At 63.7% G+C, this 25,898-nt stretch carries 24 protein-coding genes and 3 pseudogenes; 17 read left to right on the forward strand and 10 right to left on the reverse strand.

Annotated features, from left to right (window positions below):
• Position 1 precedes the first annotated feature (1 nt).
• The 7 genes and pseudogenes from GGD63_RS18535 to GGD63_RS40810 all read left to right on the forward strand — a co-directional run.
• Complete coding sequence (locus GGD63_RS18535; RefSeq protein WP_183244489.1) at positions 2-310, forward strand: ferredoxin; 309 nt, start codon at positions 2-4, stop codon at positions 308-310.
• Positions 297-1,142, forward strand: a complete 846-nt coding sequence (locus tag GGD63_RS18540; protein ID WP_183244491.1) for an SDR family oxidoreductase — start codon at positions 297-299, stop codon at positions 1,140-1,142. Before GGD63_RS18535 ends, GGD63_RS18540 begins: the two co-directional genes overlap by 14 nt.
• Positions 1,142-2,485: a cytochrome P450 gene (locus tag GGD63_RS18545; protein ID WP_183244493.1), complete on the forward strand. Its 1,344-nt coding sequence runs from the start codon at positions 1,142-1,144 to the stop codon at positions 2,483-2,485. The genes GGD63_RS18540 and GGD63_RS18545 overlap by 1 nt, the downstream gene beginning before the upstream one ends.
• A gap of 129 nt (positions 2,486-2,614) precedes the next feature.
• Positions 2,615-3,613: a polyprenyl synthetase family protein gene (locus tag GGD63_RS18550; RefSeq protein WP_183244733.1), complete on the forward strand. Its 999-nt coding sequence runs from the start codon at positions 2,615-2,617 to the stop codon at positions 3,611-3,613.
• A 289-nt stretch (positions 3,614-3,902) separates the two neighbouring features.
• Entirely contained in the window at positions 3,903-5,453 is a 1,551-nt protein-coding gene (locus tag GGD63_RS18555; protein WP_183244495.1) for a hypothetical protein, read from the forward strand.
• Positions 5,450-6,352 (forward strand): terpene synthase family protein, encoded by a 903-nt coding sequence (locus GGD63_RS18560; protein ID WP_183244497.1) that lies wholly within the window; start codon positions 5,450-5,452, stop codon positions 6,350-6,352. Before GGD63_RS18555 ends, GGD63_RS18560 begins: the two co-directional genes overlap by 4 nt.
• Before the next feature lie 28 nt (positions 6,353-6,380).
• Positions 6,381-6,596 (forward strand): annotated as a pseudogene (locus GGD63_RS40810) (type 2 isopentenyl-diphosphate Delta-isomerase); the annotation flags it as partial.
• A 1-nt stretch (position 6,597) separates the two neighbouring features.
• Here the strand turns inward: GGD63_RS40810 and GGD63_RS18570 are convergent.
• The 5 genes and pseudogenes from GGD63_RS18570 to GGD63_RS18585 form a co-directional block, all read right to left on the reverse strand.
• Positions 6,598-6,827: pseudogene (locus GGD63_RS18570) on the reverse strand (IS3 family transposase); the annotation flags it as partial.
• Positions 6,828-7,560: 733 nt separating this feature from the next.
• Positions 7,561-7,680, reverse strand: a pseudogene (locus GGD63_RS40980) (IS3 family transposase); the annotation flags it as partial.
• A 430-nt stretch (positions 7,681-8,110) separates the two neighbouring features.
• The gene (locus GGD63_RS18575) at positions 8,111-9,769 is read right to left on the reverse strand and encodes an MFS transporter (protein WP_183244734.1); all 1,659 of its coding nucleotides are present in this window, start codon (positions 9,767-9,769) and stop codon (positions 8,111-8,113) included.
• A 79-nt stretch (positions 9,770-9,848) separates the two neighbouring features.
• Entirely contained in the window at positions 9,849-10,865 is a 1,017-nt protein-coding gene (locus GGD63_RS18580) for an MBL fold metallo-hydrolase (protein WP_183244499.1), read from the reverse strand.
• A 40-nt stretch (positions 10,866-10,905) separates the two neighbouring features.
• Positions 10,906-11,769, reverse strand: coding sequence for an alpha/beta hydrolase (locus tag GGD63_RS18585; protein WP_312013323.1), 864 nt, complete (start codon positions 11,767-11,769; stop codon positions 10,906-10,908).
• A gap of 302 nt (positions 11,770-12,071) precedes the next feature.
• On the opposite strand from GGD63_RS18585, the gene GGD63_RS40815 reads away from it, so the two are divergent.
• Positions 12,072-12,995 carry a ring-cleaving dioxygenase gene (locus GGD63_RS40815; RefSeq protein WP_183244503.1) on the forward strand — a complete coding sequence of 308 codons (924 nt, stop codon included), beginning with the start codon at positions 12,072-12,074 and terminating at the stop codon, positions 12,993-12,995.
• Here the strand turns inward: GGD63_RS40815 and GGD63_RS18595 are convergent.
• Complete coding sequence (locus GGD63_RS18595; protein WP_183244505.1) at positions 12,929-13,918, reverse strand: LysR substrate-binding domain-containing protein; 990 nt, start codon at positions 13,916-13,918, stop codon at positions 12,929-12,931. The two genes, GGD63_RS40815 and GGD63_RS18595, sit on opposite strands and share 67 nt — an antisense overlap.
• Before the next feature lie 84 nt (positions 13,919-14,002).
• A complete protein-coding gene (locus GGD63_RS40200) occupies positions 14,003-14,380 on the reverse strand; it encodes a hypothetical protein (protein WP_246785541.1) in 378 nt (125 codons plus the stop codon).
• Positions 14,381-14,440: 60 nt separating this feature from the next.
• Here GGD63_RS40200 and GGD63_RS40820 point away from each other — a divergent pair, with 60 nt between their 5' ends.
• Positions 14,441-15,082 (forward strand): AraC family transcriptional regulator, encoded by a 642-nt coding sequence (locus GGD63_RS40820; protein WP_312013324.1) that lies wholly within the window; start codon positions 14,441-14,443, stop codon positions 15,080-15,082.
• A gap of 18 nt (positions 15,083-15,100) precedes the next feature.
• On the opposite strand, the gene GGD63_RS18605 is transcribed toward GGD63_RS40820, so the two are convergent.
• Together GGD63_RS18605 and GGD63_RS18610 are read right to left on the reverse strand one after the other, a co-directional pair.
• Positions 15,101-15,733, reverse strand: coding sequence for a hydrolase (locus GGD63_RS18605; protein ID WP_124159847.1), 633 nt, complete (start codon positions 15,731-15,733; stop codon positions 15,101-15,103).
• Positions 15,734-15,746: 13 nt separating this feature from the next.
• Positions 15,747-16,787: an alpha/beta fold hydrolase gene (locus tag GGD63_RS18610; RefSeq protein ID WP_246785543.1), complete on the reverse strand. Its 1,041-nt coding sequence runs from the start codon at positions 16,785-16,787 to the stop codon at positions 15,747-15,749.
• An 88-nt stretch (positions 16,788-16,875) separates the two neighbouring features.
• Between GGD63_RS18610 and GGD63_RS18615 the strand changes: the two genes are divergently transcribed.
• From GGD63_RS18615 to GGD63_RS18650, 8 genes are all read left to right on the forward strand, one after another.
• Complete coding sequence (locus GGD63_RS18615) at positions 16,876-17,526, forward strand: hydrolase (RefSeq protein ID WP_183244737.1); 651 nt, start codon at positions 16,876-16,878, stop codon at positions 17,524-17,526.
• Positions 17,527-17,552: 26 nt separating this feature from the next.
• Positions 17,553-17,843: a XapX domain-containing protein gene (locus tag GGD63_RS18620; RefSeq protein WP_183244507.1), complete on the forward strand. Its 291-nt coding sequence runs from the start codon at positions 17,553-17,555 to the stop codon at positions 17,841-17,843.
• Complete coding sequence (locus tag GGD63_RS18625) at positions 17,840-19,726, forward strand: amidohydrolase (protein ID WP_183244509.1); 1,887 nt, start codon at positions 17,840-17,842, stop codon at positions 19,724-19,726. Before GGD63_RS18620 ends, GGD63_RS18625 begins: the two co-directional genes overlap by 4 nt.
• A 1-nt stretch (position 19,727) precedes the next feature.
• On the forward strand, positions 19,728-20,195 hold the full coding sequence (locus tag GGD63_RS18630) for a DoxX family protein (protein ID WP_183244511.1): 468 nt from the start codon (positions 19,728-19,730) through the stop codon (positions 20,193-20,195).
• A complete protein-coding gene (locus GGD63_RS18635; protein WP_183244513.1) occupies positions 20,192-21,130 on the forward strand; it encodes a glyoxalase in 939 nt (312 codons plus the stop codon). The genes GGD63_RS18630 and GGD63_RS18635 overlap by 4 nt, the downstream gene beginning before the upstream one ends.
• Positions 21,131-21,139: 9 nt before the next feature.
• Positions 21,140-22,555, forward strand: a complete 1,416-nt coding sequence (locus GGD63_RS18640) for an alginate export family protein (protein WP_183244515.1) — start codon at positions 21,140-21,142, stop codon at positions 22,553-22,555.
• A 1-nt stretch (position 22,556) separates the two neighbouring features.
• Complete coding sequence (locus GGD63_RS18645) at positions 22,557-23,237, forward strand: YoaK family protein (protein ID WP_183244738.1); 681 nt, start codon at positions 22,557-22,559, stop codon at positions 23,235-23,237.
• Between the two features lie 101 nt (positions 23,238-23,338).
• Positions 23,339-24,622 carry an adenylate/guanylate cyclase domain-containing protein gene (locus GGD63_RS18650; RefSeq protein WP_246785544.1) on the forward strand — a complete coding sequence of 428 codons (1,284 nt, stop codon included), beginning with the start codon at positions 23,339-23,341 and terminating at the stop codon, positions 24,620-24,622.
• Positions 24,623-24,648: 26 nt separating this feature from the next.
• Here GGD63_RS18650 and GGD63_RS18655 read toward each other — a convergent pair whose 3' ends face one another.
• On the reverse strand, positions 24,649-25,773 hold the full coding sequence (locus GGD63_RS18655) for an alkene reductase (protein WP_183244517.1): 1,125 nt from the start codon (positions 25,771-25,773) through the stop codon (positions 24,649-24,651).
• Positions 25,774-25,898 lie beyond the last annotated feature (125 nt).

The raw sequence follows: 25,898 nt of genomic DNA on the forward strand, positions 1-25,898 counted from the left end.
GATGCGCGTCGTGGTCGACCAGGATCTGTGCGGAACCAGCGGACAGTGCGCGCTGACGCTACCGGGTACTTTTCGCCAGCGCGAACCGGACGGCGTGGCCGAACTGTGCGAGGCGACAATCCCGCAGGCGCTGCACGCCGCCGTGCGGCTCGCAGCCAGCCAGTGCCCGGTCGCGGCCATTCGGGTCATCAGAAGCGAAGCTGGCGGTGACGAGCGCGCCAGCGCCGACAGTGCGCCTTCTCCGGCGGAGGCGGAGCGGCATGCCGCGAGAGACCAACGCAATCCGGGAGGACGCCATGGGACGGTTTGAAGGCAAGGTGGCCGTGGTGACCGGCGCCGGCGCCGGGATCGGCAAGGCATGCGCCCTCGCCATCGCGCGCGAGGGCGGCAGAGTGGTGGTCGCCGACATCGATGGCTCGGCGGCCATGGCGTGTACCGCGCAAATCGCGGCCGAGGCGGGCCACGCGCTGGCTCTGGCTATCGACATCGCCGAGGCGCAGGCTGTGGCAGCGCTGTTCGATACGGCGGAGCGGCACTTCAGTGCGGTCGATCTCCTGGTGAACAACGCGGGCGCCATGCATCTGACTCCGCGCGACCGCGCGATCCTCGACCTGGACCTGGCGGTCTGGGATGAGACCATGGCAACCAATCTGCGCGGCACATTGCTCTGCTGCCGGCAGGCCATCCCAGGGATGATCGCCCGCGGCGGTGGCGCGATCGTCAACATGTCGTCGTGCCAGGGGCTCAGCGGTGACACCGCGCTGACGTCCTACGCCGCATCGAAGGCGGCGATGAACATGCTATCGGCCTCGCTCGCCACCCAGTACGGTCATGCGCAGATCCGCTGCAACGCGGTTGCGCCAGGTCTCATCATGACCGAGCGTCTCCTGGCCAAGCTGGATGAGTACATGCAACGGCATCTGCGCCGGCACCAGCTCCTGCCGCGCGTCGGCCGCCCCGAGGACGTGGCCGCGCTGGTGGCTTTCCTGCTCTCCGACGATGCTGCGTTCATCACCGGCCAAGTAGTGTGCATTGACGGCGGCATGCTGGCGCATGTGCCGACGTACGCCGACGGTGGGAACAGCCGCGCCGCGCGGCCTTCCGGCGAGTCCGCCGAAGCGGCTGCGTCGCCGCGCTGCTGATGGACATGCTGCTCAACCCGCTGAACCGTCGAGATCGGCTGCGGCACGACATCCCGGTCGTGCCCGGCGCTTTCCCCTTGGTCGGGCATCTTCCCGCCATCGTCTGCGACCTGCCGCGCCTGCTGCGGCGCGCGGAACGGACGCTGGGCAGCCACTTCTGGCTGGACTTCGGCCCTGCCGGACACATGGTGACCTGTCTGGATCCGGATGCGATCGCACTGCTCCGGCACAAGGACGTGTCCTCGGCGCTGATCGAAGATATCGCGCCCGAATTGTTTGGCGGAACGTTGGTCGCCCAGGACGGTGGCGCGCACCGGCAGGCGCGCGGTGCGATCCAGGCGGCGTTCCTGCCCACGGGGCTGACCCAGGCCGGGATCGGCGAGCTGTTCGCGCCCGTCATCCGGGCGCGGGTGCAGAGGTGGCGCGACCGGGGCGACGTAACCATCCTGCGCGAAACCGGCGATCTGATGCTCAAGCTCATCTTCAGCCTCATGGGAATCCCCGCGCAGGACCTGCCGGAATGGCGTCGCAGGTACCGGCAACTGCTGCAGTTGATCGTCGCGCCCCCGGTCGACCTGCCCGGACTGCCCTTGCGGCGCGGTCGCGCCGCCCGCGACTGGATCGATGCGCGGTTGCGCGAGTTCGTTCGCGACGCGCGCGAACATGCGGCGCGCACCGGGTTGATCAACGACATGGTGAGCGCCTTCGATCGCAGCGACGATGCGCTCTCCGATGAGGTCCTGGTCGCCAATATCCGCTTGCTGCTGCTTGGTGGTCACGACACCACCGCCTCAACGATGGCCTGGATGGTGATCGAGCTGGCGCGGCAGCCTGGGCTGTGGGACGCTCTGGTAGAGGAGGCGCAACGCGTGGGCGCGGTGCCGACCCGGCACGCGGACCTGGCGCAGTGTCCGGTCGCCGAGGCGCTGTTCCGCGAGACGCTGCGCATGCATCCGCCGACGCCGCTCCTGGTGCGTCGCGCAGTGCGTGAATTGCGACTCGGCCAACGGCGCATTCCCGCGGGCACCGATCTGTGCATCCCGCTGCTGCATTTCTCGACCTCGGCGCTGCTGCACGAGGCGCCTCATCAGTTTCGCCCGGCGCGGTGGCTGGAACGCACGGAGCCGATCCGTCCGGTGGACATGCTGCAGTTCGGTACCGGCCCACACGTCTGCATCGGCTACCACCTGGCATGGCTGGAACTGGTGCAGTTCTGCATCGCCTTGGCGCTGACCATGCACGAGGGCGGGGCGCGGCCGCGGTTGCTGAGCGGTGTCGAAAAAGGCCGGCGCTATTACCCGACCGCACATCCGTCCATGACTATCCGCATCGGATTCTCATGAGCTGGCATCACATGCCCCTGTGGCGAGGCAGCAGCGCCGGCGACGCGCGGCATTGCTGCACTCGGCGCGCGCACGGTGCGACGCAGACAACACGGCGGCTCGTCGGTCAGGGACAAGGACATGAACAACATGCAGACCGGTTCTACGCCACAGGATGACAGAACTGGTGATTCCGCGCTCGGCGGATTGGGCGCGCAGGCGCGCGGCGCATCCGGCGGGCTGCTGCCCGAGATCTGGATGCACGAGGGCGCAAACCGGGTCGAACAGGTGCTGGCGCGTCTTCTCTGCGCCGAACATGGCGGTGAGACCGAGCTGATGACGGCGATGCGCTACGCCACCTTGCATGGCGGGAAGCGCACCCGCGCCTTGCTATGTCTGGCTGCCGGCACACTGGCTGACGCGCCGGCGCACATGCTCGATGACGTCGGCGCCGCCATCGAGATGATGCACGCCTGTACCTTGGTCCACGACGATCTGCCCGCGATGGACGACGACGTGCTTCGCCGCGGCCTTCCGACCGTGCACGTCAAGTTCGGCGAAGCTACTGCGATCCTGGTCGGCGATGCGCTGCAGGCGCACGCCTTCCTGACCCTGGCGAGCCTGGATGCGCCGGGCAACAGCCGTATCGCGCTCGTGCGCGAACTGGCGCAGGCGGTGTCAGCCGAGGGTGCCGCAGGCGGGCAGGCCAAGGATCTTTCGCTGGTTGGAAAGCACGTCGAGCTGGACAGGATCGTGGCGATGCACCAGATGAAGAGCGGAGCGCTAGTGCGCGCGTCCGTTCGCATGGGCGCGCTATGCGCTGTCGCGGAGAATGCCGCGCACGCTGCACTGTACTGTGCGCTCGATCACTACAGCGCCTGTTTCGGCCTGGCGTTGCAGGTGATCGACGACATTCTCGACGTGACAGCGGATACCGCGACGCTGGGCAAGACCCCCGGCAAGGATGCGGCGGCGCAGAAGCCGACCTGCGCGTCGATCATGGGACTGCAGGCAGCACGCCAGTTCGCGCTGGATCTGTTGCGCGATGCTGGGGAGGCCATCGCGCCGCTGGGGCCGCGTGCTGAACGGTTGGCGCAACTCCTACAGCGGGCCAACGCGTATCTGTTCAAGCACGCGCCATGCGCATGAGCGCGCCCGTCCGTATGGAGACGCCTCCGTGCCGCAGCGATCGACCGGCGACAGAGGTACATACTGCACTTTGTCCGAGTCGCGGTTCCTATCGCAGCGGTTGCCCGCCGCGGCGCGCGCGGCGCCCTGCGCGCAAGCCTACGCGGCGGACCGGCGCCAGCATCGCGGACCTCGCCCCGCCGGAGCAGTGCGGCCGTCCGGCGCTGCCTATGCGACGAGCTTGCGGCGACATGCGCGGCGTCTGCCCGATCCCGGTTCTTTTCAACGGTCTGCATAAGAGACATCCAGCGTGAACGCACTGTCCGAACAGATCCTTTCCGAATTGCGCGGCCTGCTGAGCGAAATGAGCGATGGCGGCAGCGTCGGTCCGTCTGTCTACGACACGGCGCAGGCGCTGCGCTTCCACGGCAAGGTCACCGGTCGGCAGGACGCATACGCGTGGCTCATCGCGCAGCAACAGGCCGACGGCGGATGGGGAAGCGCGGACTTCCCGCTGTTCCGCCATGCGCCCACCTGGGCAGCGTTACTGGCATTGCAGCGTGCCGATCCTCTTCCCGGTGCTGCCGACGCAGTCCAGGCGGCAATCCGGTTCCTCCAGCGCCAGCCCGATCCCTACGCGCATGCGGTGCCGGAAGACGCGCCGATCGGCGCGGAGCTGATCCTGCCGCAGCTTTGCGGTGAGGCCGCGTCCTTGCCGGGTGCCGTAGCGTTTCCGCGCCATCCAGCGCTGTTGCCGTTGCGGCAAGCGCGCCTGGTCAAGCTGGAGGCGGTGGCGATGTTGCCGAGCGGCCATCCGTTGCTACACTCGTGGGAAGCCTGGGGGATGTCGCCGACCACCGCATGCCCGGATGGCGACGGCAGCGTCGGCATCAGTCCGGCGGCCACCGCCGCGTGGCGTGCGTACGCCGTGACTCGGGGGAGCACGCCGCAGACCGGGCGCGCCGATGCGTATCTGCAGATGGCATCGCTGGCGACGCGCAGCGGCATCGAAGGTGTCGTTCCCAACGTCTGGCCGATCAATGTGTTCGAGCCATGCTGGTCGCTGTACACCCTGCATCTGGCCAGGTTGTTCGCGCATCCCGCGCTCGCCGAGGCGGTCCGCGTGATCGTCGCGCAGCTCGACGCCCGCCTGGGCGTGCGCGGTCTGGGCCCGGCCTTGCACTTCGCGGCTGATGCGGACGATACCGCAGTCGCGTTGTGCGTCCTGCACCTGGCAGGCCGCAACCCGGCGGTCGATGCGTTGCGCCATTTCGAAATTGGCGAGCTGTTCGTCACCTTCCCCGGCGAGCGCAATGCCTCGGTGTCGACCAACATCCACGCCCTGCATGCGTTGCGATTGTTGGGAAAGCCCGCCGCCGGCACCAGCGCCTACGTCGAGGCCAATCGCAACCCGCACGGTCTATGGGACAACGAAAAATGGCACGTTTCGTGGCTGTATCCCACCGCGCATGCGGTCGCTGCGCTGGCGCAAGGCGAGCCGCAGTGGCGCGACGAGCGCGCGTTGGCGGCGCTGCTGGAGGCGCAGCGTGACGACGGCGGCTGGGGCGCCGGTCGCGCGTCCACTTTCGAGGAAACCGCCTATGCCCTGTTCGCGTTACACGTGATGGACGGGAGCGAGGAGGCGAGAGGGCGCCGGCACATCGCGCAGGTGGTGGCGCGTGCGCTGGAGTGGATGCTCGCCCGCCATGCGGCGCATGCATTGCCGCAGACGCCGCTGTGGATCGGCAAGGAACTGTATTGCCCCACTCGGGTCGTGCGCGTGGCCGAACTCGCCGGGTTGTGGCTGGCGCTTCGTTGGGGACGGCGCGTCCTGGCCGAGGGAGCAGGAGCGGCGCCATGATCCAGACCGAACGCGCGCTGCAGCAGGTGCTGGAGTGGGGGCGTTCCCTGACCGGGTTCGCCGATGAGCATGCCGTGGAAGCGGTCAGGGGCGGCCAGTACATCCTGCAGCGCATCCACCCGAGCCTGAGCGACACCAGCGCCCGCACCGGTCGCGATCTGCAGGACGAAACGCTGATCGTGGCGTTCTATCGCGAACTGGCGCTGCTGTTCTGGCTCGACGATTGCAACGACCTTGGCCTGATCGCGCCGGAGCAGCTCGCCGCGGTGGAGCAGGCGCTGGGGCAGGGCGAGCCGTGCGCGCTCCCCGGATTCGAGGGCTGCGCTGTGCTGCGCGCTTCGCTGGCCGCGCTCGCCTACGATCGTCGCGACTATGCTCAGCTTCTCGACGATACCCGGCGCTACTGCGCGGCGCTGCGCGCCGGACACGCGCAGGCGGCAGGGGCGGAACGCTGGTCCTACGCCGAGTACCTGCACAACGGCATCGATTCGATCGCCTACGCGAACGTGTTCTGTTGCCTGTCGTTGCTGTGGGGGCTGAACATGGCGACCTTGCGCGCGCGTCCGGCGTTTTGCCAGGTCCTGCGGCTCATCTCCGCGATAGGGCGTCTGCAGAACGATCTGCATGGACGCGACAAGGACAGATCGGCCGGCGAAACCGACAACGCGGCGATCCTGCTGCTGCAGCGCTATCCAGCTATGCCGGTGGTGGAGTTCCTCAACGACGAGCTGGCCGGCCATACGCGCATGCTGCACCGGGTGATGGCGGAAGAACGCTTTCCGGCGCCGTGGGGACCGTTGATCGATGCCATGGCGGCCATCCGCGCACAGTACTACCAGACCTCGGCCAGCCGGTACCGCAGCGACTCTGCGGGGGGCGGCCAGCGTGCGCCGGCCTGAACGCGCGGGAGGCCGCGGCGTGCGCGCGCTGCCGCGGTTCGATCCGACGCAACGCCGTCGCCGGATGCGACGGGATGGCGCGAGCATGAGCGACACCGCCCTGAGCCGGCGCAAGGACGACCATGTGGACATCGTGCTGGATCGGCGAGCGGCCCCGGCCACGGTCGCAGCCTGCGAGTATATCCATTTCGAACACTCTGCATTGCCCGAATTGGACCTGACGCAGATCGACGTGCGCGCCTCGCCCGGCGCCCACCGTAAGTGCGGTCGCTCGCCATGAAGCTGGTCTTCACCTTGCCGCCGAGTTCTTCGTCGCTGCGGGACCTGGCGCGGGGCGAGCGGTTCAGCCAGGCATGGAAGCCCGACCTTGACACCCCAGCGCATCGCATAGCCATGCCACCGGCCAGATCGTCCGATGCTTCGCGATGAAGACGAACTTCATGTCGCTTCCCTCGCGAAGAAGGCTGCGGCCTTCCTAGGAAACTGCGAATTGGCCGCCCGGGTCCATTTGCAGGACGAAGCCGAGTGACTTGGCACGTCGCCTCAGAATTGGCGACGACGCGGCTGCGATATTATTTCTCGTAGTGATCTGCACGCAGATGCCTGTAGGTCATGCCTTTGCCTGAGCGTATTGTAGAACAGAACCGCTATTTTGCGAGCGGCCGCCGTCACGGCTTTTGCCTTGCCGGCTCGCAAAGCCAGCCGTCGATAGAATGCGCCAAGCGCCTTATCGCTCCGCCCAACGGTCGTGGCTGCTAGCCGCAGCAGTGCCGCTGCTCGACTGGACGATCGTCGCGTGCGCGTAGATAATACCTTGCCATTTTTACATCAGTTTTTTGCGTCCAGGCACGTTCTTGGCGTAACGTGCGTTGACCAGAATGACCTCGAACCCCCGCGCTCGACAATTTCGTCCCATCGCGACACTGATTAGGCCGCAGGTCGATGGCGGCGGCACTCCGGCGATCGGCTTTAATTCCGGGCGGCCACCGGCAGGTGTCTTCGGGATTGCAACTCCTCCGTCCAGTCATGGGGCTGGAGTGTTTGGGTTATGCCAATCGTCATCTTCCTAACCGGGATCGCCGTCCGAACAGCGTCACCATTCTCAAGTTCGCGTCCAGCCATGGACGAGAAGCTGACGGCCGCTACCCTCCAGGTCGAAAGATAGCTTGGCGCTGGCTGTTTCTACCGCGCACAGGCGGGCCGGGGACCCGTGATGTTTTTAGGATATCCCGCTCGGCCTTCAACTTGGCGACCTCACGGCGCAACGGCTCGATCTCTTGCTGCTCGGGGTTCATGTGCCCGTGGCCGGGAGAGGCCTGCACCGGGTCCGAGACCTGGACGTTCATGAAAACGGTCTGCGCAAATGGGTGAAAGAGGTCGGTTGATAGAGACTGAGTAGATAGTGCTGGAAAGCACCGGGTGCCTCGGGCCTCGACCGACTGTTGCCCTCCGAAGGCGGAGGTGGTCTCGGCTTGATGGCGACGAACATGTGCTACGGTTCGAGCTCTCGCGAAATTCAGCCGCTTTAGCCGGATCCTGAGGTTCGCGACCCTTCAAAGTACCTCTCCAGGACTATAGAGTTCAGCGCGTTGCAGAACTCACAGAATGCCTCATGCGTAAGATTGGATGAGGTATCGTAGATTTGGCTGGTGTGGGGAAAGGTGGTAGCGCTCCCCCGCTACCATTCGTACGATTTTGTGCGCCAAACTACGATTGTTTACGCTGGATGGCAGCAAACCGGCGTGGGCATATCAGTATCTAAGGCAACGACTGGTTGCTGCGCGTGCCTATGCCGGCTTCCCAAAAATTGGCGGCGATGAGGTGGGTAACCTTGGGCTCGGCCGCAGCGCCGAACTCGTCGATCGCGTCCTGAACGACCCTGTCTGCGTTCGTCACGCGCTGGTGTTGTCGAAGATGCTCGAGCCATGACGCCACCATGAATGTCTCCAGGAAGCGCCCGGTCTCGGCGGCATCCTCGAATACGTCCCAAGAATAGGCTCCGTCGCGCCGGCGTTGTTGTTCCAAAGCTCTGATGTCGGTAAGGAAGGCTTCACGGCGGTCTGGAGCAATGCGGTACTCCACCGTAATCAGGACTGGCCCGCGGTCGGCGTCTGCGTCATTCGCCAAGACAGGTGCCGGCCAATGCATCGAGGGCGCAAGATCGATTCCTGCGCCTGTTTGAAGCTTCCAATGCCAGGTGAGCGCGATTCCGACGATGGCTCCCGCTGCAGCGAGGAAATGCGCCCCTGGCAAGCCGAGCGCAGAGGCAAGCTGCCCCCACAGCGCGCTGCCGGCGGTCATCGCTCCAAAGAAGACTGTCACGAACATGGCCAGTCCACGGCCGCGCACCCAATCCGGCAACGAGACTTGAACTGAGACGTTGACCGTCGCGAGCACGGCGATCCATGAGATACCTGCGATCAGGCATGCCGCGAGTCCGATTTCCGGGTAACGCGCGATGCCAAGAAGGATCAGACTGACCGTGGTGCCGACGGTGCCGGCCGCAACGAGCCCGTCAGGCCCGAAGCTCGCCTTCAGCCAGGGCAGCATGAACGCGCCGGCGATGGCGCCGACGCCGACCGCCCCGAGCAAAATGCCGTAGAGTTCTGGACCGCCTGCGATCTGATTGCGTGCGACGAGTGGGAGCAGTGCCCAATAGGCGCTCGCGAAGAAAAAGAACGCTGCCGCTCTGACGAGCGTCGCACGGAGCCTCGGGTTGAACCGCGCGTGGCGTAAGCCGTTCACCATGGCGCCGGCAAGACGTTCCGGCGGCAGTGCGCTGCCTTGCGAGGACGCCGGGCGCCACCAAAGTAGCGCTCCGATCACGGCGAAATTGCTCAGCGCGTTGATCCAGAAGGGTGCCGCGATGCCCAATCCGCCGATAACTACGCCACCGAGCGCCGGCCCGATAGCCCTGCTGATGTTGACGCCCACGCCATTGCTGGCGATGGCTGCCGCCAGATCCTGCTTCGGGACGAGTTGCGGGACGACCGACTGCCATGCGGGCGCGGTGAACGCAGCGCCCGCACCGAGCAGAAACGTGAACAGCAGCAGGATGGGAGGGGTGACGACGTTAAGCCCGACGAGCACCGCGCTTGCTGCCGCAACGATCGTAAGGACGATCTCACAACCGATCAGAAAACGGCGCTTGTCGACGGTATCCGCCAGCGCACCGGCCGGTAGCGCGAACAGAAACATTGGAAGGCTGCTCGCAACCTGAACCAGGGAGACGGTCAGCGGATCGGCATCGAGGCTGGTCATCAGCCATCCGGACGCCGCGTTGTACATCCACGTGCCGACGTTGGCGACGACGGTCGCGGTCCACACAACGGTGAACGTAGTATGCCGAAACGCGATCCATGGAGAAGCGTTGCGCATTGCGGGTGATGGATCGGACTGTTCGTTGGATGGGGGCATCGTGGTCACTCAACCGATCGAAAGTTTCCACAAGGGCCGGCGACGCCCGCCCAAATGCTCCAGAAACTCGAGCAGTGTGTCAGTCATTCGTTGGCTTGAGTACCGTGGTGTAGTTCGTAGGCAACCACTCGAACCGGCCATCGATCGAACGGATATGCCCGATCCCGGGAAATGCGATATGGGCCGCGGCGATCCACGTCGTATTCCGAGCGGCCTTGGCGAACATCGCTGTGCGTTCCGCCTCCGCCGAGAAAGGATCGCTATCGTAAGTGACGGTAACCGCGGGATCCGGAAACTGGATCGGAGCGACATGAACGAGGTCGCCCCACACCAATAGTGCCTCTCCTTGACTCGAGACTTCGTAGGACGTGTGGCCCGGTGTGTGCCCGGGGGTAGGGACTGCACGAATCCCCGGCGAGAGCTGTTGGCCATCCGAGAAGGGTTTCAGCCGGCCCGATTCCATGTAGGGCTTCAACGAAGCGCGATCGCCCTCGAACATCGGCTTAAGGAACTTGGGGGCCTTGCCTTCGTTCTTGGCGTCGAGCCAGTAATCGAGATCCCTCTGGTTAACTCTGACGGTTGCATTGGGAAACGCGGGCTTTCCTTGAGGCGCGATGCCACCGACGTGATCTGCATGAAGGTGCGTCAGATAGATCTCGTCGATCTGCTCCGGCTTGTATCCGGATGCACGAAGGTTTTCCAACAGCTGTCCGCAGCATGCGCCGTAGAGACTGCCGGCGCCGCTGTCGATCAGAATGAGTTTCTCTCCCGTGTTGACAAGGAAGGCGTTGATCGAGCCCTCCACGGGAGCGGCGAGATTGGACGCGGCAAGGAGAGCCTCCGCTTTGCCGGGATGAGTCTCCGCAAGCTTCACGGCTTTCCGGTCCCCGCCCGGTAGCGTCTCGTTTCGCGTCATCACATCGTGGACCGGGAAAGGATGCGTGCCGTCTAGCAAAGCTGTTATTTCCACCTGACCAAGCATGATGCGGTAGAAGCCCGGTGCCTGGGCGCGGACCTGCGGAGCGCCGGCATGCGCCTGCTCATGGGACAACAGGGATACGAACGCCAACAGCGTGATGGTGCGGATCGGCTTCATTTCATCTCCTCATCAGGTGCCCAGCTCAGTTGCGGGCGTCTTAGCCGTTCCAGCCGTTCAGGAAATCGAGAAGGAGTCTGTTGACGGCTTCCGGCTGTTCTTCCTGCGGAAGATGGCCGCAGCGTTCGATCGGAGCCACGGTGAGATTCTCCGCCATCTCGCTCCAGATCGACTTCATGTCGAACAGACGGCCGACGGCTCCGAAATCTTCGCCCCAAAGGGAGAGTACGGGGCACTTGATCTTCTTCTCGGCATCCTCGAGGTCCTGAGCGACGTCTTCCGCACTCGCGCGATAATCGGCCATCGCGCCTCGTACGGCGCCAGGCGCGCTGTAGGCCCTCACGTAGGTTTCGAACGCTTCGCCGGTGATCGTCATTGGGTCGTGGCACCAATCGGAGAAAAAGTGCCGAAGCCAGATATCCTCCCGTCCCGCGATCAATGCCTCGGGCAGATCGGGAATCTGGTGGAACATGAAGAACCAGTATTCGCGTGCGACCTTGGCGTTCATCTCGCGCGCGACGACACGCGTCGGAACGTTGTCCATGACCACGAGACGATCGACGATGTCCGGGTGGTCCTTGACAAGACGGGTGGCGACCCGCGCGCCGCGGTCGTGTCCGACCAGTGCGATGCGTCCAACCCCGAGCGCCTTCAACAGCTCGACGATGTCGTTGGCCATCGTCCGCTTGTCGTAGCCTTTCGACGGCTTGTCGGTCTCGCCGTATCCGCGAAGATCCGGAGCAATCACGCGGTAGTGGGGCGCAAGCGCCGGAATCTGGAAGCGCCAGGCGAAGTTGGTCTCGGGGAAACCGTGCAGGAGAACGACCGGCGGACCAGTCCCTGCCTCGAGGTAGAATTGCCTGATGCCGTTGGCACGGCACGTGGTCCGATGGATGGTAGTCACGGATCTGGCGCCCCGGTACAAGGTTTTGAGCCGCCATCCTTTCGCGAAGTCGGTCGGGACTGATTGCAGGTTTTAACGGCGCTTTGTACGATTGCGTCGCAGCAGCAGCGAAAGGCGCCCGACGCCGTACCGAATTTTGGCCTGGCGGCGGTTCCGTTACCGGGAGAAAGTCCAAGACACGGTGGTGATGTTCGGGATTGTGTGGTCGAAATGACCGGTTCCAGAGCGAGAGGGAGGACCCGTAACGTGAATATCACAGACCGAACGGACCGCCTCAAGACCGCGCATCCGGCAGCGACGACGTGAACGCGCGTGGACTCCACCACGTTACGACCATCATCGGCGACGTACGACGCGCCGCTGACTTCTACGTGGGTGTGCTTGGGCTCAAGCGGGTCAAGAAGACCGTCTGCTATGACGACCCCGGCAGTTACCACGTGTACTATGGCGACGATGTGGGAAATCCGGGCACGGTGATAAGCACGCTCGCCTGGAATTGCGTGACACCGGGGATGATCGGCGCCGGCGAGGTTGTGCAGACCGCCTTCCGCGTCGCGCCGAATTCGCTGGACTGGTGGGCAGATCGGCTCGAAACCTTGGCTGTACCCAATCGAATGGAAGTGTCGCCCTTCGGGGAGCGCATCCTCTGTTTCGCGGATCCCGACGGTACGGAGCTCTCGCTGGTCGAGACATGGGAAGCAAAGCTGGGGAACGGGAGCCCAAACTCATCGACCGATCACGCGCTGCGGGGCCTTCATGGCGTTACGCTGAACGTCCGCGAGGAAGATGCGACGATCGACATCCTTCAGAAGGTATTCGATTTCCAACTGGTCGCTCATCGGGAAGGAACCATGCGCTTCGTGGCCCATGACGGCCCGGGCGGCACGATCACGTTGCGCATGATCGGGAAGTCCTCGCGGGGGCGTCTCGGCGGTGGCACCATCCGGCACGTCGCTTTCCGCGCCAGCGATCTCGACGACCGAACAGCAATGATCGAGAAGCTTCGGTCGACATACGGCATCGTGGTGAGCGATCCCATCGAGCGAACCTACCTGAACGCGGTAGGCTTTCGCGCGCCGTGCGGCGTGCTTTTCGAAATTGCGACCGATGGTCCGGGATTTGCCGTCGACGAGGCGCCGGAGCGGCTGGGCCGGAAACTTCAGCTTCCCGCATTTCTCGAAGAGCGCCGCGCCGAGTTGCAGGCGATCTTACCGCCGCTCAATTGAACGGCCTGTCGATCATCGAGAGTTCGACCTTCCATGAAATCGGTAAGTCGCGGGCAGACGAACTCGAGGAATGCTTTCACGCGAGCAGGCAGCCGGGGGCCTCCGTGATAGAGCGCGTGCACTTGCTCTTCATCGCCTGCGGTACCCTCGAGCACTTCGACCAAGTGGCCTGCTGCTATATCATCGCGAATGTGATAGTCGGCGAGTCGGGCGAGGCCGATGCCCGCGATTGCCATTCGCCGCAAGGTTTGGGCGTTGTTCGCAAGTAGCGAACCGCTGACCGCCCGGTCGACAATTCGCCCGCTCTCCTTCAGAGGCCAGACCGGTGCAGAGCGCCGGAAATTGAATCCCAGGCAGTTGTGACCGGATAGATCGTCCACCCTTTTTGGCTCACCCAAGCGGTCGATGTAGCCAGGAGATGCGACGATCCTTCTCTTGACGACCCCAATGCGTCGGGCGACCATTGCAGAGTCCTGCAAGGGGCCGACGCGGAAGGCGACATCGGTTCGGTCGAGGTACAGATCGACGATCTCGTCGGACAGCGAGAGGTCGATCACGATGTCGGGATGAGCTTCCCAAAAAGCCGGGAACAGGGGTTCGAGGCCAAGGATGCCGAAGGAAACGGTGGCGTTGACGCGGATCGTCCCCCCGGCCGTCGCTGCGCCCCGAGAAATGCCGCGCTCGATGCCATCGAGTTCGTCCAGCAGTGCAAGGCTCTTCTCATAGTACGTCCGGCCTTCGGACGTCAGGCACAGCCTCCGCGTCGAACGCTCGAACAGCCGTACGCCGAGCCGTACCTCGATCCTTCCGATGAGCTTGCTGACGGTGGACGGCGTCATCAAGAGGCGACGGGCCGCCTCGGAATAGCTCCCGGCTTCCACCACGCGGAGGAAGACTTGCATTTCGCCGATCCGATTATCCATCACCTGCCCATCTATGAAACCGTTTCACAGATAAAGTGGAATTGGGGCGGATTATCAAGCCCGGCAAATGTCACCTATCCTGGGTCATCGTTTCCTTTTCCGGTCGATTTTCCGATTAGCACGTTGCGGTCGGCAGCTGTCGGGATCGGCGACTTGAACAGAGACGATTGTTTCGATAGACGCGACGATGTGGCCCTTCGGTGAATATATCCAACGGCGGATAGCTTTGTGACTCCAATGATGGAAGAGGCTGAAATTGAGTCTGGCGGATTCTATGGTCGCCGCCTCAGTCAGCACCTCGGCATGGAGGGCGATTGCCTGCTGCGGATCCGCCGCGAGGGCCAATTGGCGCTCGCAATGACCCGACTGACCTGCTCTCGCTTCGTTCGGGAACGGACGGCGGCCATTCCTTCCGAACCGGCCTTCAGCATCCTGCACCAGCTCGGCGATCTCGAGGGGCATTCCTGCTGGCTCGCCGGACGACCGAGGTATTCGGGAGCATTCGGTGCGGGGACCGTCAGCGTGATCGACCTTCGCGACAATCCGCAATGCGAATTCAAGGGGCCGTTTGACGCAGTTCAATACTACGTTCCCCGGAAGGCTCTGGACGAGTTCGCTCGCGAGCATGGAGCCAAACCCGTCTCGACCCTCAAATGGAGCAGAGATCAGCGTGATCCGTTCCTGTCGACGCTGTCGAACGTTCTGCTCAGCGCGGTGGAGCGGGATCCGGCCACAAACCAGCTCTTCATCGACCAGATCGGGCTCAGTGTGCTCGCCCACGTCGCCCAGACCTACGGCGGCATGCGGCCGAGCGACGGGGTCTCAGGCGGAGGGCTGGCGCCGTGGCAGGAGCGACGGGCCAAGGAGATCATGCGGACGCGGCTTGCCAGCAACCTGACGATCGCCGACGTTGCCGCGGAATGCAAGTTGACGCCCAGCCACTTCGCGCGATCGTTCCGGCGCAGCATCGGGGTCGCGCCGCACGAATTCCTGTCTCAACTCCGGATCGATGAAGCCAAGCGCCTCATGCTGACCACGAAGCTTCCGCTCGCCGACATTGCGCTCATCTGCGGTTTCGGCGACCAGAGCTACTTCACCAGGGTGTTTTCCCGCAACGTCGGCGCAAGCCCCGGCGCCTGGCGACGGGCCCGGACCGACGGCTAGGTCCGGACGCGCCTCGTTTCAGGTGGGGTGGATCATATCGCGGGCATAGGCCAAACCGATCCCGTATCCGCCCGCATGAGATTCAACGATGGCGCGTGCGCCGTCGTACGTTTCGTGCCTTGTCCAATCGCGCTGCATCTCGAGCAGGACCTGGATCCAGGATGTCAGGCGAGCACCGGCGGCCTGCATCCTGCCGAGAGCCAGTTCGTGGCTTGCAGTCGTGAGGCCTCCGCAGGCATCGCCGACGACATAGACTTCCAATCCGGCCGCCAGCGCCGAGAGCACCGCGAATGTCACGCACGCTTCGGTAAGCAGGCCCGAAACGATCAGGCGGCTTCGACCGGTGGCGAGGACGGCCTCACGCGCCTTGTCATCCTCCCACACGTTCATGCTGCGCCGGTCGATCGGCTCGATGCCGGGCAGCGCCGACTTAACGGCCGGCATCAGCGGTCCGCTGTACACCTTTGTCGCCGAGGTCGAGGCGACGACTGGCAGCCCGAACACCGTCGCGGTCTTGGCGAGCGCGACGACGTTGTTGATGAGAACCTGCCGGTCGATCGAACCCACGCCGAATGCCAGGCCGGCCTGTTGGTCGACCAGGAGCAGGGCACAGTCCTTCGGCTCGAGCAGATGAAGTGGATTCGGGGCCATCGGCGTTCTCCGGTCAGGCTTTCAGGAACGCGAGCAGGTCCGCATTGACCTGATCGGCGTGCGTCGTGGCGGTGGCGTGCGGCGCGCCCGGGTAGATCTTCAACTTGGCGCCCTTGATCATCTCCGCGGCCAGCTTGCCCGTATAGGGGAACGGCACGACCTGGTCGTCCTCGCCATGGATGACCAGTGTGGGTACGTCGATCTTGGCCATGTCGGGCCGGAAATCGGTTTCCGAAAACGCAGTAACGCAATCGATCGTCGCCTTGATCGAAGCTTGAAGCGCGACCTGCAAGGTTTGCTTGAAAATGCCCTGAGACACGTTCGTGCCGTGGTTCGTGCCGTAGAAGAGGGGGCTGAAGTCGTCGAGGAATTGTGGGCGGTCCTTGACCAACCCGGCCTTGATGCCGTCGAACACCGACTTGTCGACGCCATCGTGATCCGCGGTCTTGACGAAGAGAGGCGTTACGGCACTGAGCAGAACGAACTTGGCGACCCGCGACGTCCCGTGGCGTGCCACGTAGCGCGCGATGTCTCCGCCTCCCATGGAGAATCCGACGAGCGTCACATCCTTCAGGTCGAGATGCTTGACGAGATCGGCGATGTCGTCGGCGAAGGTGTCGTAGTCGTAGCCGGTCCAGGGCTGGCTCGACCGGCCAAAACCCCTGCGATCGAAGGCCACGGTCCGGTAGCCGTGCTCGGCGAAGAAGAGCATCTGCGCGTCCCACATGTCCGCGCTGAGGGGCCAGCCGTGGCTGAACAGGATCGGCGTTCCGCTTCCCCAATCCTTGTAATAAAGCTCGGTACCATCCCGCAATTTCAGCAAGGCCATCGTTCGCTCCTGTGACGAGGTTATCAGGACCGGGACGTCATCCAGCGAGGTCGTCCGGCTCCCGCGCACACGGTCGCGGATGGAGCACAGATTAGCTTGGACTATCTGCGCGTGCTTTGGACATGCTGGCGATCTCGAACCGGGGCCACCGAGGGGGCGTTCGGCAATTCGTCGCACCAGAATGAATGATCGGGCCGAAGTCCAAGCCGCGACGAAATCGTCCAAGCTCCGTCGGCGTTCAGGGTTCACGGTGCAGCTGCTTGCAACACCCCGTTTTGCTCGATCGCGATGTCGATCGCAAGGAGCCCATCAAATGTCGAAACTCGATATGCTCACCCCGGACAATAGCGCCATCGCACTGATCGACTATCAGCCGGCCATGTTCCAGGGTGTTCAGTCGCATGACCGCCTGGTCACGATCAACAATGTCCAGATCCTCGCCAAGGCCGCCAAGCTTTTCAAAATCCCGACGGTGCTGACTACGGTGGCGCGGGATTCGTTTTCCGGGCCGTTCATCCCGGAAGTGACCTCGCTGTTTCCGAAGCACGACGTCATCGACCGCACGTCCATGAATTCCTGGCTCGATGCGAACTTCCGTAAGGCGGTGGCTGCCACCGGCCGCAAGAAATTCGTGCTGGCGGGACTTTGGACCGAGGCGTGTGTGATCTTCCCGACGTTGGACATGCTCAAGGAAGGCTTTGAGATCTACATCGCCGCCGATGCTTGCGGCGACCTCTCGCTCGAAGCGCACAATCGTGCAATGGAGCGCGCCATCCAGGCTGGCGCTGTTCCGATCACTTCGTCGCAGTACGCCTACGAGCTTCAGCAAGACTGGGCGCGCACCGAGACCTACGAAGGAATGATGGACATTCAGCGCGCGCATTCGCCCTACGGCATCCAGATCCGCTTCTCCAAATGGGCGCTGGGCGAGCACGCCTCCGAAGGCGGCGCGAAAACCGGCTAGATCTCCTCGAGTAGCGGATAGCCGTGATGAAAATCTATCTGTTGTCCCTCGGCGCCGGCCTTTTGGTCGGCGTCATCTATAGCCTCTTGGATGTGCGTTCGCCGGCCCCGCCGCTGATCGCTCTGGTCGGGCTGCTTGGCATCCTCGCCGGCGAACAGATCGTTCCCGTCGCCCGGCAATTGATTTCGGGGCACGGGCTCGCATCGGCCTGGCAACAGGCCAAATGCGCTCCGCACATGTTCGGGATGCTGCCCGGACGCCAAAGCGACCAATCTAAACGAGTTTCCTCGCAGGAAGGTCTGGAGAAACACTCATGAGCTCGACGCCGGACGTTATTCTGCACCGTGGTCTGTTTACGACGCTCGATCGCACGAACCCGACGGCTTCGGCCGTCGCAATCGCCGACGGCCGGTTCGTGGCCGTCGGACACGACCATGAGGTGATGAAGCTCGCCGGGCCCGCCTCGAAACTCATCGATCTCGGGGGGCATCGCGTGCTCCCTGGCTTGATCGACAACCATCTCCACATCATCCGCGGCGGCCTGAACTTCAACATGGAACTCCGCTGGGACGGCGTGCGTTCGCTCGCCGACGCCATGGGCATGTTGAAGCGGCAGGTCGCGGTCACGCCGCCGCCGCAATGGGTGAGGGTGGTCGGCGGATTCACCGAACACCAGTTCGTGGAAAAGCGGCTTCCGACCATCGACGAGCTCAACGCTGTCGCACCGGATACGCCGGTGTTCCTGCTGCACCTCTACGATCGCGCTATCTTGAACGGCGCTGCGCTGCGCGCCGTCGGCTATACCAAGGATACGCCCGAACCGCCGGGCGGCGAAATCATGCGCGACGCAAGGGGCAATCCCACGGGGCTTCTGCTCGCGAAACCCAACGCCAACATCCTCTACGCGACGCTCGCGAAGGGGCCGAAACTCCCGCTCGACTACCAGGTCAACTCGACGCGACATTTCATGCGGGAGTTGAACCGGTTGGGCGTGACCGGTGCGATCGATGCCGGCGGAGGATTCCAGAACTATCCGGACGACTATGCCGTCATTCAGAAGCTGAGCGATGAAGGCCTCCTGACGATACGCCTTGCCTATAATCTCTTCACCCAGAAGCCAAAGGGCGAGAAGGAAGACTTCCTCAACTGGACGAAGGCGTCGAAATACAAGCAGGGCGACGACTATTTCCGTCACAATGGCGCCGGCGAGATGCTGGTGTTCTCGGCCGCCGACTTCGAGGATTTTCGCGTCGCCCGTCCAGATATGCCGCCGGAGATGGAGGGCGAGCTCGAGGAGGTCGTTCGCGTGCTGGTCCAGAACAAGTGGCCGTGGCGACTGCATGCGACCTACGACGAGACGATCTCGCGGGCGCTGGACGTCTTTGAGCGAGTCAACCAGGACATGCCGTTGGAAGGGCTGCACTGGTTCTTTGACCACGCTGAAACGATCTCGGACCAGTCGATCGACCGCATCGCGGCGCTGGGCGGCGGCATCGCCGTGCAGCATCGAATGGCTTACCAGGGCGAATACTTCGTCGAGAGATACGGGGCGGGGGCTGCCGAAGCGACGCCGCCGGTCAAGAAGATCATCGACAAGGGTGTCAAGGTCTCGGCCGGCACCGACGCGACGCGCGTGGCGTCCTATAATCCGTGGGTTTCATTGTCCTGGCTCGTCACCGGTCGGACCGTCGGCGGATTGCGGATTACGCCCCAGCGCAACTGCCTCGATCGCGAGACGGCGCTGCGGATGTGGACCGAGAACGTGACATGGTTCTCGAATGAAGAGGGCAACAAGGGCCGGATCCAGGTCGGTCAACTCGCGGATCTTGTTGTCCCGGACCGCGACTACTTCTCTTGCAGCGAGGCGGAGATCGCCGACACGACGTCCATCCTGACGATGGTCGGCGGCAGGATCGTGTTCGGTGCCGGCGATTTCTCCAAGTTGGAGGCGGTTACGCCGCCGCCAGCCATGCCGGATTGGTCGCCCGTCCGTCGGTTCGGCGGGTATGCAGCCTGGGCCGATGACAAGGCAAAGGCGAAGGAGGGCAGCCTTGCAATGAAGGCCATGCAGATGTGCGGTTGCGCAAATTCCTGCGGCGTGCATGGACATGATCACGCCACCGCCTGGTCGAGCCGTTTGCCTGTCTCCGACCTGAAGAGTTTCTGGGGCGCCCTCGGCTGCGCGTGCTGGGCGGTCTGACGTGTCTGGCGGAACCTCACCGAACTGGGTATCCACAATCCTGCGCTGGCCGCTGCTATGGCATGCGGCGAGGCTGGCGCTAGTCTCGGCCTACGTGCTCGGCGGCTTTACCAAGCTGCTCGACTTCGCGGGCGCGGCGGCCGAGCAGGAACACTTCGGCCTGTATCCGGGCTCATTGTGGGCTGCAGCGGCCATCGTGGTCGAACTGGGTGGCTCACTGCTTGTCATCGTCAATCGCTTCGTGTGGTTCGGAGCAGGCGGGCTCGGTGTGCTGACGTTCGTCGCGATGCTCACCGCCAATACCTTCTGGACAATGGGCGGCCATGAGAGATTCATGGCCACCAATGCCTTTTTTGAACATCTCGGGCTGATTGCGGGCCTCATCATCGTGTCGATCGTCGCCGACCCGGCCTCTTCCGACTCGCGCCGCGCTGCGCAATCTCATGCCTTCCAAGGAGTTTCGCAATGAAATCAGTAAGAGTCGTCGCTCTGCTGGCGTTGGCCGCGGCAATCGCCGCGAATACGTCCGTCATGGCGAAGGAAGCGGCGAAGTCCAAGGAGGCGGCGGTTGCCGTCGCGCCCCAATACGATACGACCCACGTCTACGTGGCGCCCGACGATGTCGACAAGTTCGTTTCGAGCTTCCTGGCGACGTTTGGCGGCAAGAGCACCAAGCAGGTGGTGGCGACCGTAACGCCCACGCCGAGCAGCACCACGTCGCAACTACTGCAGACGCCCGTCGGCACCGTCTCATTGTTCGGCTTCAAGACGCCGATCCCGTATCCTTTCGGCGCCGAGCGCAACGGCTACCTGGTCGCTGATTTCGACGAGGCGATCAAGACGGCGCGCGCCGCGGGCGCCGACGTGATCGTGTCCGCCTTCCCCGATCCCATCGGGCGCGATGCCGTGGTCCAGTGGCCCGGCGGCATCAACCTTCAGCTCTACTGGCACACGACGAAGCCGGACTATGTCCCCTTCGAGCGTGTTCCGGAAAACCGCGTGTACGTCTCGCCCGACAAGGCGGCCGCTTTCACGCGGAGCTTCGTAGCGTTCTCTCGCGGCAAAGTCGTCTCCGACGATGCAAAGGCGCCTGGCGTCGAGATCGGCAGGCCGGACGCGACTTACAGGCGCATCCGGATCGAATCTGCCTTCGGGAAGATGGTCGTACTGGTCACGGATGGTCATCTGCCCTATCCCTATGGGCGGGAGACGACGGGCTACGAAGTGGCCGATCTCGCTGCAACGTTGGGCAAGGCGAAGGATGCGGGCGCGACGGTACTGGTCGAGCCCTACACGTCCGGCGATCGCTCGGCCGCGATGGTCATGTTCCCCGGCGGCTACGTCGCCGAAATACATGTAGTGGGGCCGAGGAGCGCATCTCGTGCCGACGGCAAGACGAGGTGATGTCCGCCGATGCCGGCACGGATCGAACTGCGTAGCTTCTGGGTCCTGCCGGTGCTTGTGAGCCTTGCCGCAGGCGTCGCGCGGGCCGAGGACGGCGATGCCTCGCTCCCGAAGAGGCCCACTATCCAGGCAAACCGCTGGGCGGAGGACTGGTCGGTCCTTGCCGATCCCAGGCTGCGGACCGAGCCGTTCGATGAGCTCAAGTACATCCCGCTTTGGGCCACCGACCCGAAGAGCTACATCTCGTTGGGCGCTACGCTGCGCGAGCGTTTCGAGAGCAACAACGCAGCGGGCTTCGGCACCGGCAACACGCCGTCTGACGGGTACTTCCTGCAACGGTTGCAGGTCCATGCCGACGTCCACTTCAACGAAAACTGGCGTGCGTTCGTGCAGCTGGAGGACGATCGCGCATTCGACAAGACGAGCATCTCCCCGGTCGATCAGGATAGGCTCGATCTTCGTCTCGCCTTCCTGGAATACGTCAATACGTTCTCGGGCGGAACGCTGAAGGCACGCGTCGGGCGGCAGGACTTCGCGTTCGATCTGCAGCGTTTCGTATCTTCCCGAGACGGGCCCAACGTCCGGCAGTCGTTCGATGCCATCTGGGCCGACTGGGAGACCGGCGCCTGGCGGTTCATCGGCTTCGTCAGCCGTCCCGTCCAATACTTCGATGTCCGTCCCTTCGACGACACGTCGAACGACAACTTCCGCTTCAGCACGCTCAGGGTCGAGCGCAAGGTGTTCGGTGACAAAGAGCTCTCCGGCTACTATTCGCTCTACGAACGCAACGGCGCCAAGTACCTGGACGCTTTTGGCGACGAGCACCGCCACGTCTTCGATGTTCGCTTCGCGGGCAACGCGCAAAATTTCGATTGGGATCTCGAGGCCATGGGACAGGCGGGCCAAGTGGGGACGAAGGACATTCGCGCCTGGGCCGTCGGCGCGCGGACGGGCTACACCTTCGTCAGCGCGCCCTGGCAGCCGCGCGTCGGCCTTCAGGTCGACGCCGCATCCGGCGACCATAGTCCCGGAGACGGAGCGTTGGGAACGTTCAATCCGCTGTTCCCGAACGGCTACTACTTCACGCTCGCCGGCTATACGGGCTATGTGAACCTGGTACATCTCAAGCCATCCATCACCATCAGTCCGGCGAGCCGGCTGAAGGTGATGGGCGCCATCGGCCTGCAATGGCGCGAGACGACGGCCGATGCCATCTACGTCCAGCCCAACGTGCCGATCGCGGGGACCGCCGGCAAGGGAAGCAATTGGACGGGAGCATACGGACAGCTCCGCGTCGACTACGCGTTCAACGACCATCTCACGGGAGCCATCGAGGCGGTGCATTTCGACGTCGGCGACACGATCCTCCGCGCTGGTGGTCACACCAGCAACTATCTGGGTGTCCAGCTTCAGTACGGTTGGTGAGATGCCGCGGCAAATACTCCTGCTTCCGCTTCTGATGAGCTTCAACGCCGGGTTCGTGGATACTGGCGGATTCCTGGCGCTCCAGGGGCTGTTCACCGCGCACGTCACCGGCAATTTCGTCACCTTCGGAGCTGCCATGGTGCTTGGGACATCGGGCGGAGTCGCGAAGCTTCTCGCTCTGCCGGTCTTTTGCGTGGTGGTAATCACCACTCGGATGTTCAGCTTCTTTCTGCCGGCAATCGGGCTGCCGATTTTTCGCTCGATGCTCGCCATCAAGATGATACTTCTGGCGGCGGGCGGTGCATGTGCCGTCTACTTTGGGCCGTTCGTCCAAGGCGATAGCTGGCAGGCGATCTGCACCGGCATGATTCTGGTCGCCGCCATGGCCATTCAGAATGCCGCGCACCGCATCCACATGAGCACCGAGCCTCCGAGCACGCTCATGACGGGCACGACCACCCAGATCATGATCGATGTCGCGGACTTTTTGCGCGGCGCACCGGCTTCCGTGTTGGCCGTCGCCACGCCTCGCCTTGGCAAGATGGCGGCGAGCGTGGCGGCCTTCGCTCTTGGCTGCGCCGCTGGCGCCTGTCTCTACGCGAAATTTGGGACGTGGTGTTTCGTGCTGCCTCCGCTGATCGCGCTGCCGGCGGTGTTTCTTGCCACCGCGGAACCGAAGTGACGCGGCGGGAGCGATCTGGCGAACAGGTTGGGCCAGACAAATGTCGATCGAGGTGCGGTACTTCATCGATTTCCTCGTCGAACGCGTCGGGCGCAAGGCCAATGAGCGAGGCAATTGAGATGGCCGGCAGTACTCCTGATCCGTCGCCTCGATCTTATCCCTCGTCGGTCTCGTTCGTGCGTCGGGCCGGCCCCATCTCGGTTGCCACCGGGAACATGGACACATTTGCCGAGATCGAAATCTGGCTGCTGGAAGGGGCCTCCGCCGAACGGCAAATGATCGACCTGCTGGTCAAGCTGATCCGTCGGATGAAGGCCGCCGGCTCTTCGGTCGATCGTCTGACCTTGCATATCGGAACGCTCCACCCTCAACTCGTTGGCTTCGCGTGGGTCTGGAACATCGATGACGGCTTCTGCGACGAAGTGCGGGTCGCCGACGCGGCGATCGATTCTGACGCCTACAAGCTCAATCCGCTGCAACGAATCGTCGAGACCGGCGAAACGATTCGGCGAGCGCCGAATGAGCCGTCGGCGCAGGCCGAATTTCCCATCATGATCGAGCTCGCGTCCGCCGGCATGACCGACTACTTGGCGATCCCCTTATCCGGCCTGGATACGCGCAACGTGATCACCATTGCGACGAAAATGGCCGGCGGCTTCGCCGAGGCGGAGATCGATTCCCTGACACGCCTCTTCAAGCTGTTCGCCTTGCACGTGCAGCGGCACAGCGAGTTGAAGATCTCCGAAAATGCGTTGGGCGCCTATCTTGGCTACGGCGCTGCCGCCAAGGTGCTCGAAGGAGCGATCAAGCGCGGCGCGGGAGACTCGATTCGCGCCGTGATTTGGGTCTCGGATCTCAGAAATTTCACCAAGATGTCGGACGTTCTGGCCCCGGCCGAGATGCTCGTGCTGCTCAACGCCTACTTCGAAGCGATGGCGAGCGCCGTGGCCGCCCACGGCGGTGAAACCCTCAAGTTCATCGGCGACGGGATGCTCGCTGTCTTTCCAGTGACGGTGGGGGTCGCCGAAGCGTCGCGCGCGGCCGTCTCGGCGGCGAAAGAGGCAATCGCCAGCCTCGAAACTTCCAATCGGACAATCCGGGCCGTGTCCGACGCTGGAGCCCGCCCCGAGCTCCGGGCGGGTATCGTCCTTCATGAGGGTGAGGTCTTTTTCGGCAACGTCGGTGCTCCGGATCGACTGGACTTCACGGTCATTGGCGCAGCCGTCAATGAGGCCTGCCGCGTGGAAGCGCTCACCAAGACGATAGGTCGGGACCTGCTCATGACGGAAGCCGTCGCTGGACATGTTGCCGATGTCGAGCACCTCGGCGAGCACCAGTTGCGAGGAGTCTCCGCCCGGATGTCCGTGTACGGCCTCGCGGGATGACGACTGCCTGCGCTGTTCTGCCGGCATCAAGCTCGCGCAGCGGCCTTTCCGTTGATGGTCTCGAGCAGCGAATAGTCGAGATAACCGGAATCCGAACCACCGTATATCCCGAACGGTTTGGGGGCATTGTAGGGACCACCAGCCCGAATCCGTGCCGGAAGATCCGGATTGGCGAGAAAGAGGCGGCCGAAGGCGATAGCGTCCGCCTCTCCGGAACTGACGATCCGGGCGGCGTGCTCGGGGGTGATGCTCGCATTGACGATGAGTGGTCCGCGATAGCGTCCGCGGAAGATTGGAAGCATCCTTTCGTAATCCGGTGCTCCCGTCCAGGCGTTGGTATCGGCAAGATGCAGATATGCGAGCCCGGCGGCCTGCAACAGAGGCGCGATTTGCCCATAGGTATCTTCTGGTTTTGGGTCGCGAGCGCTGTTGTAGTCTGCGAACGGCGATAGCCGCAGTCCTATCCGCGAACGCGGCATGACCTCGGCAATCGCCGAGACGATTTCCTGAAGCAGCCTGGATCGTCTTTCGGCGCTCCCGCCGTAGTCGTCGGTTCGCAGGTTGATCGTCGGGGATAGAAACTGGTGGATCAAATAACCATTGGCGCCATGGATTTCCACGCCGTCGAACCCTGCGCGAACGGCGTTGGCGGCCGCCAGTCTGAATTCGTTGACGACGCCTTGGACCTCTCCGAGTGTCATCGCGCGCGACGGCGTAGCCGCGATCCGCACGTATGCGCCGTTGGCAAGCAGCGCCCACACCTGCAGCCGATCCAGGTCGTCGTTCACGCCCGACGGCGACAGCGGTTGCTTGTCGGACAGCAGGCCACGCGCGCTCGCGCGTCCGGCGTGCCAGAGTTGCGCGACAACGCGCCCCCCTTTTTCGTGGATCCGATCGACGACCGCTTTCCATCCCTCGGTCTGTTCCTCGGTCCAGAGACCGGGCGTATGGTCGAAGGCATTGGACATCGGTCCAACGTTAATGCCTTCGCTTATGATTAAGCCGGCGCTCGTCCGCGCTGCGTAGTATTCCGACGCGGTAGGATTGATGACGCCGCGCTGGTCGGCACGCGACCGCGTCATTGGGGCCATGACTATCCTGTTCGCGAGATCGAGATCACCCAGGGTCGTCCGATCAAAAAGACCCGCCATGTCTATACTCCTTTGAGGTTGGGATCTGGTGCCGGTCGACCGGGCTAGTCGGCGCCATCCTCGCGCGACCAGCGATTGCGCGGCACCGGATCGATAGCGCGCGCTCCCGGATTCGATCTGCCTGC

Source organism: Bradyrhizobium sp. cir1, from assembly GCF_014198245.1.
In the GTDB taxonomy this organism is placed as follows: domain Bacteria; phylum Pseudomonadota; class Alphaproteobacteria; order Rhizobiales; family Xanthobacteraceae; genus Bradyrhizobium.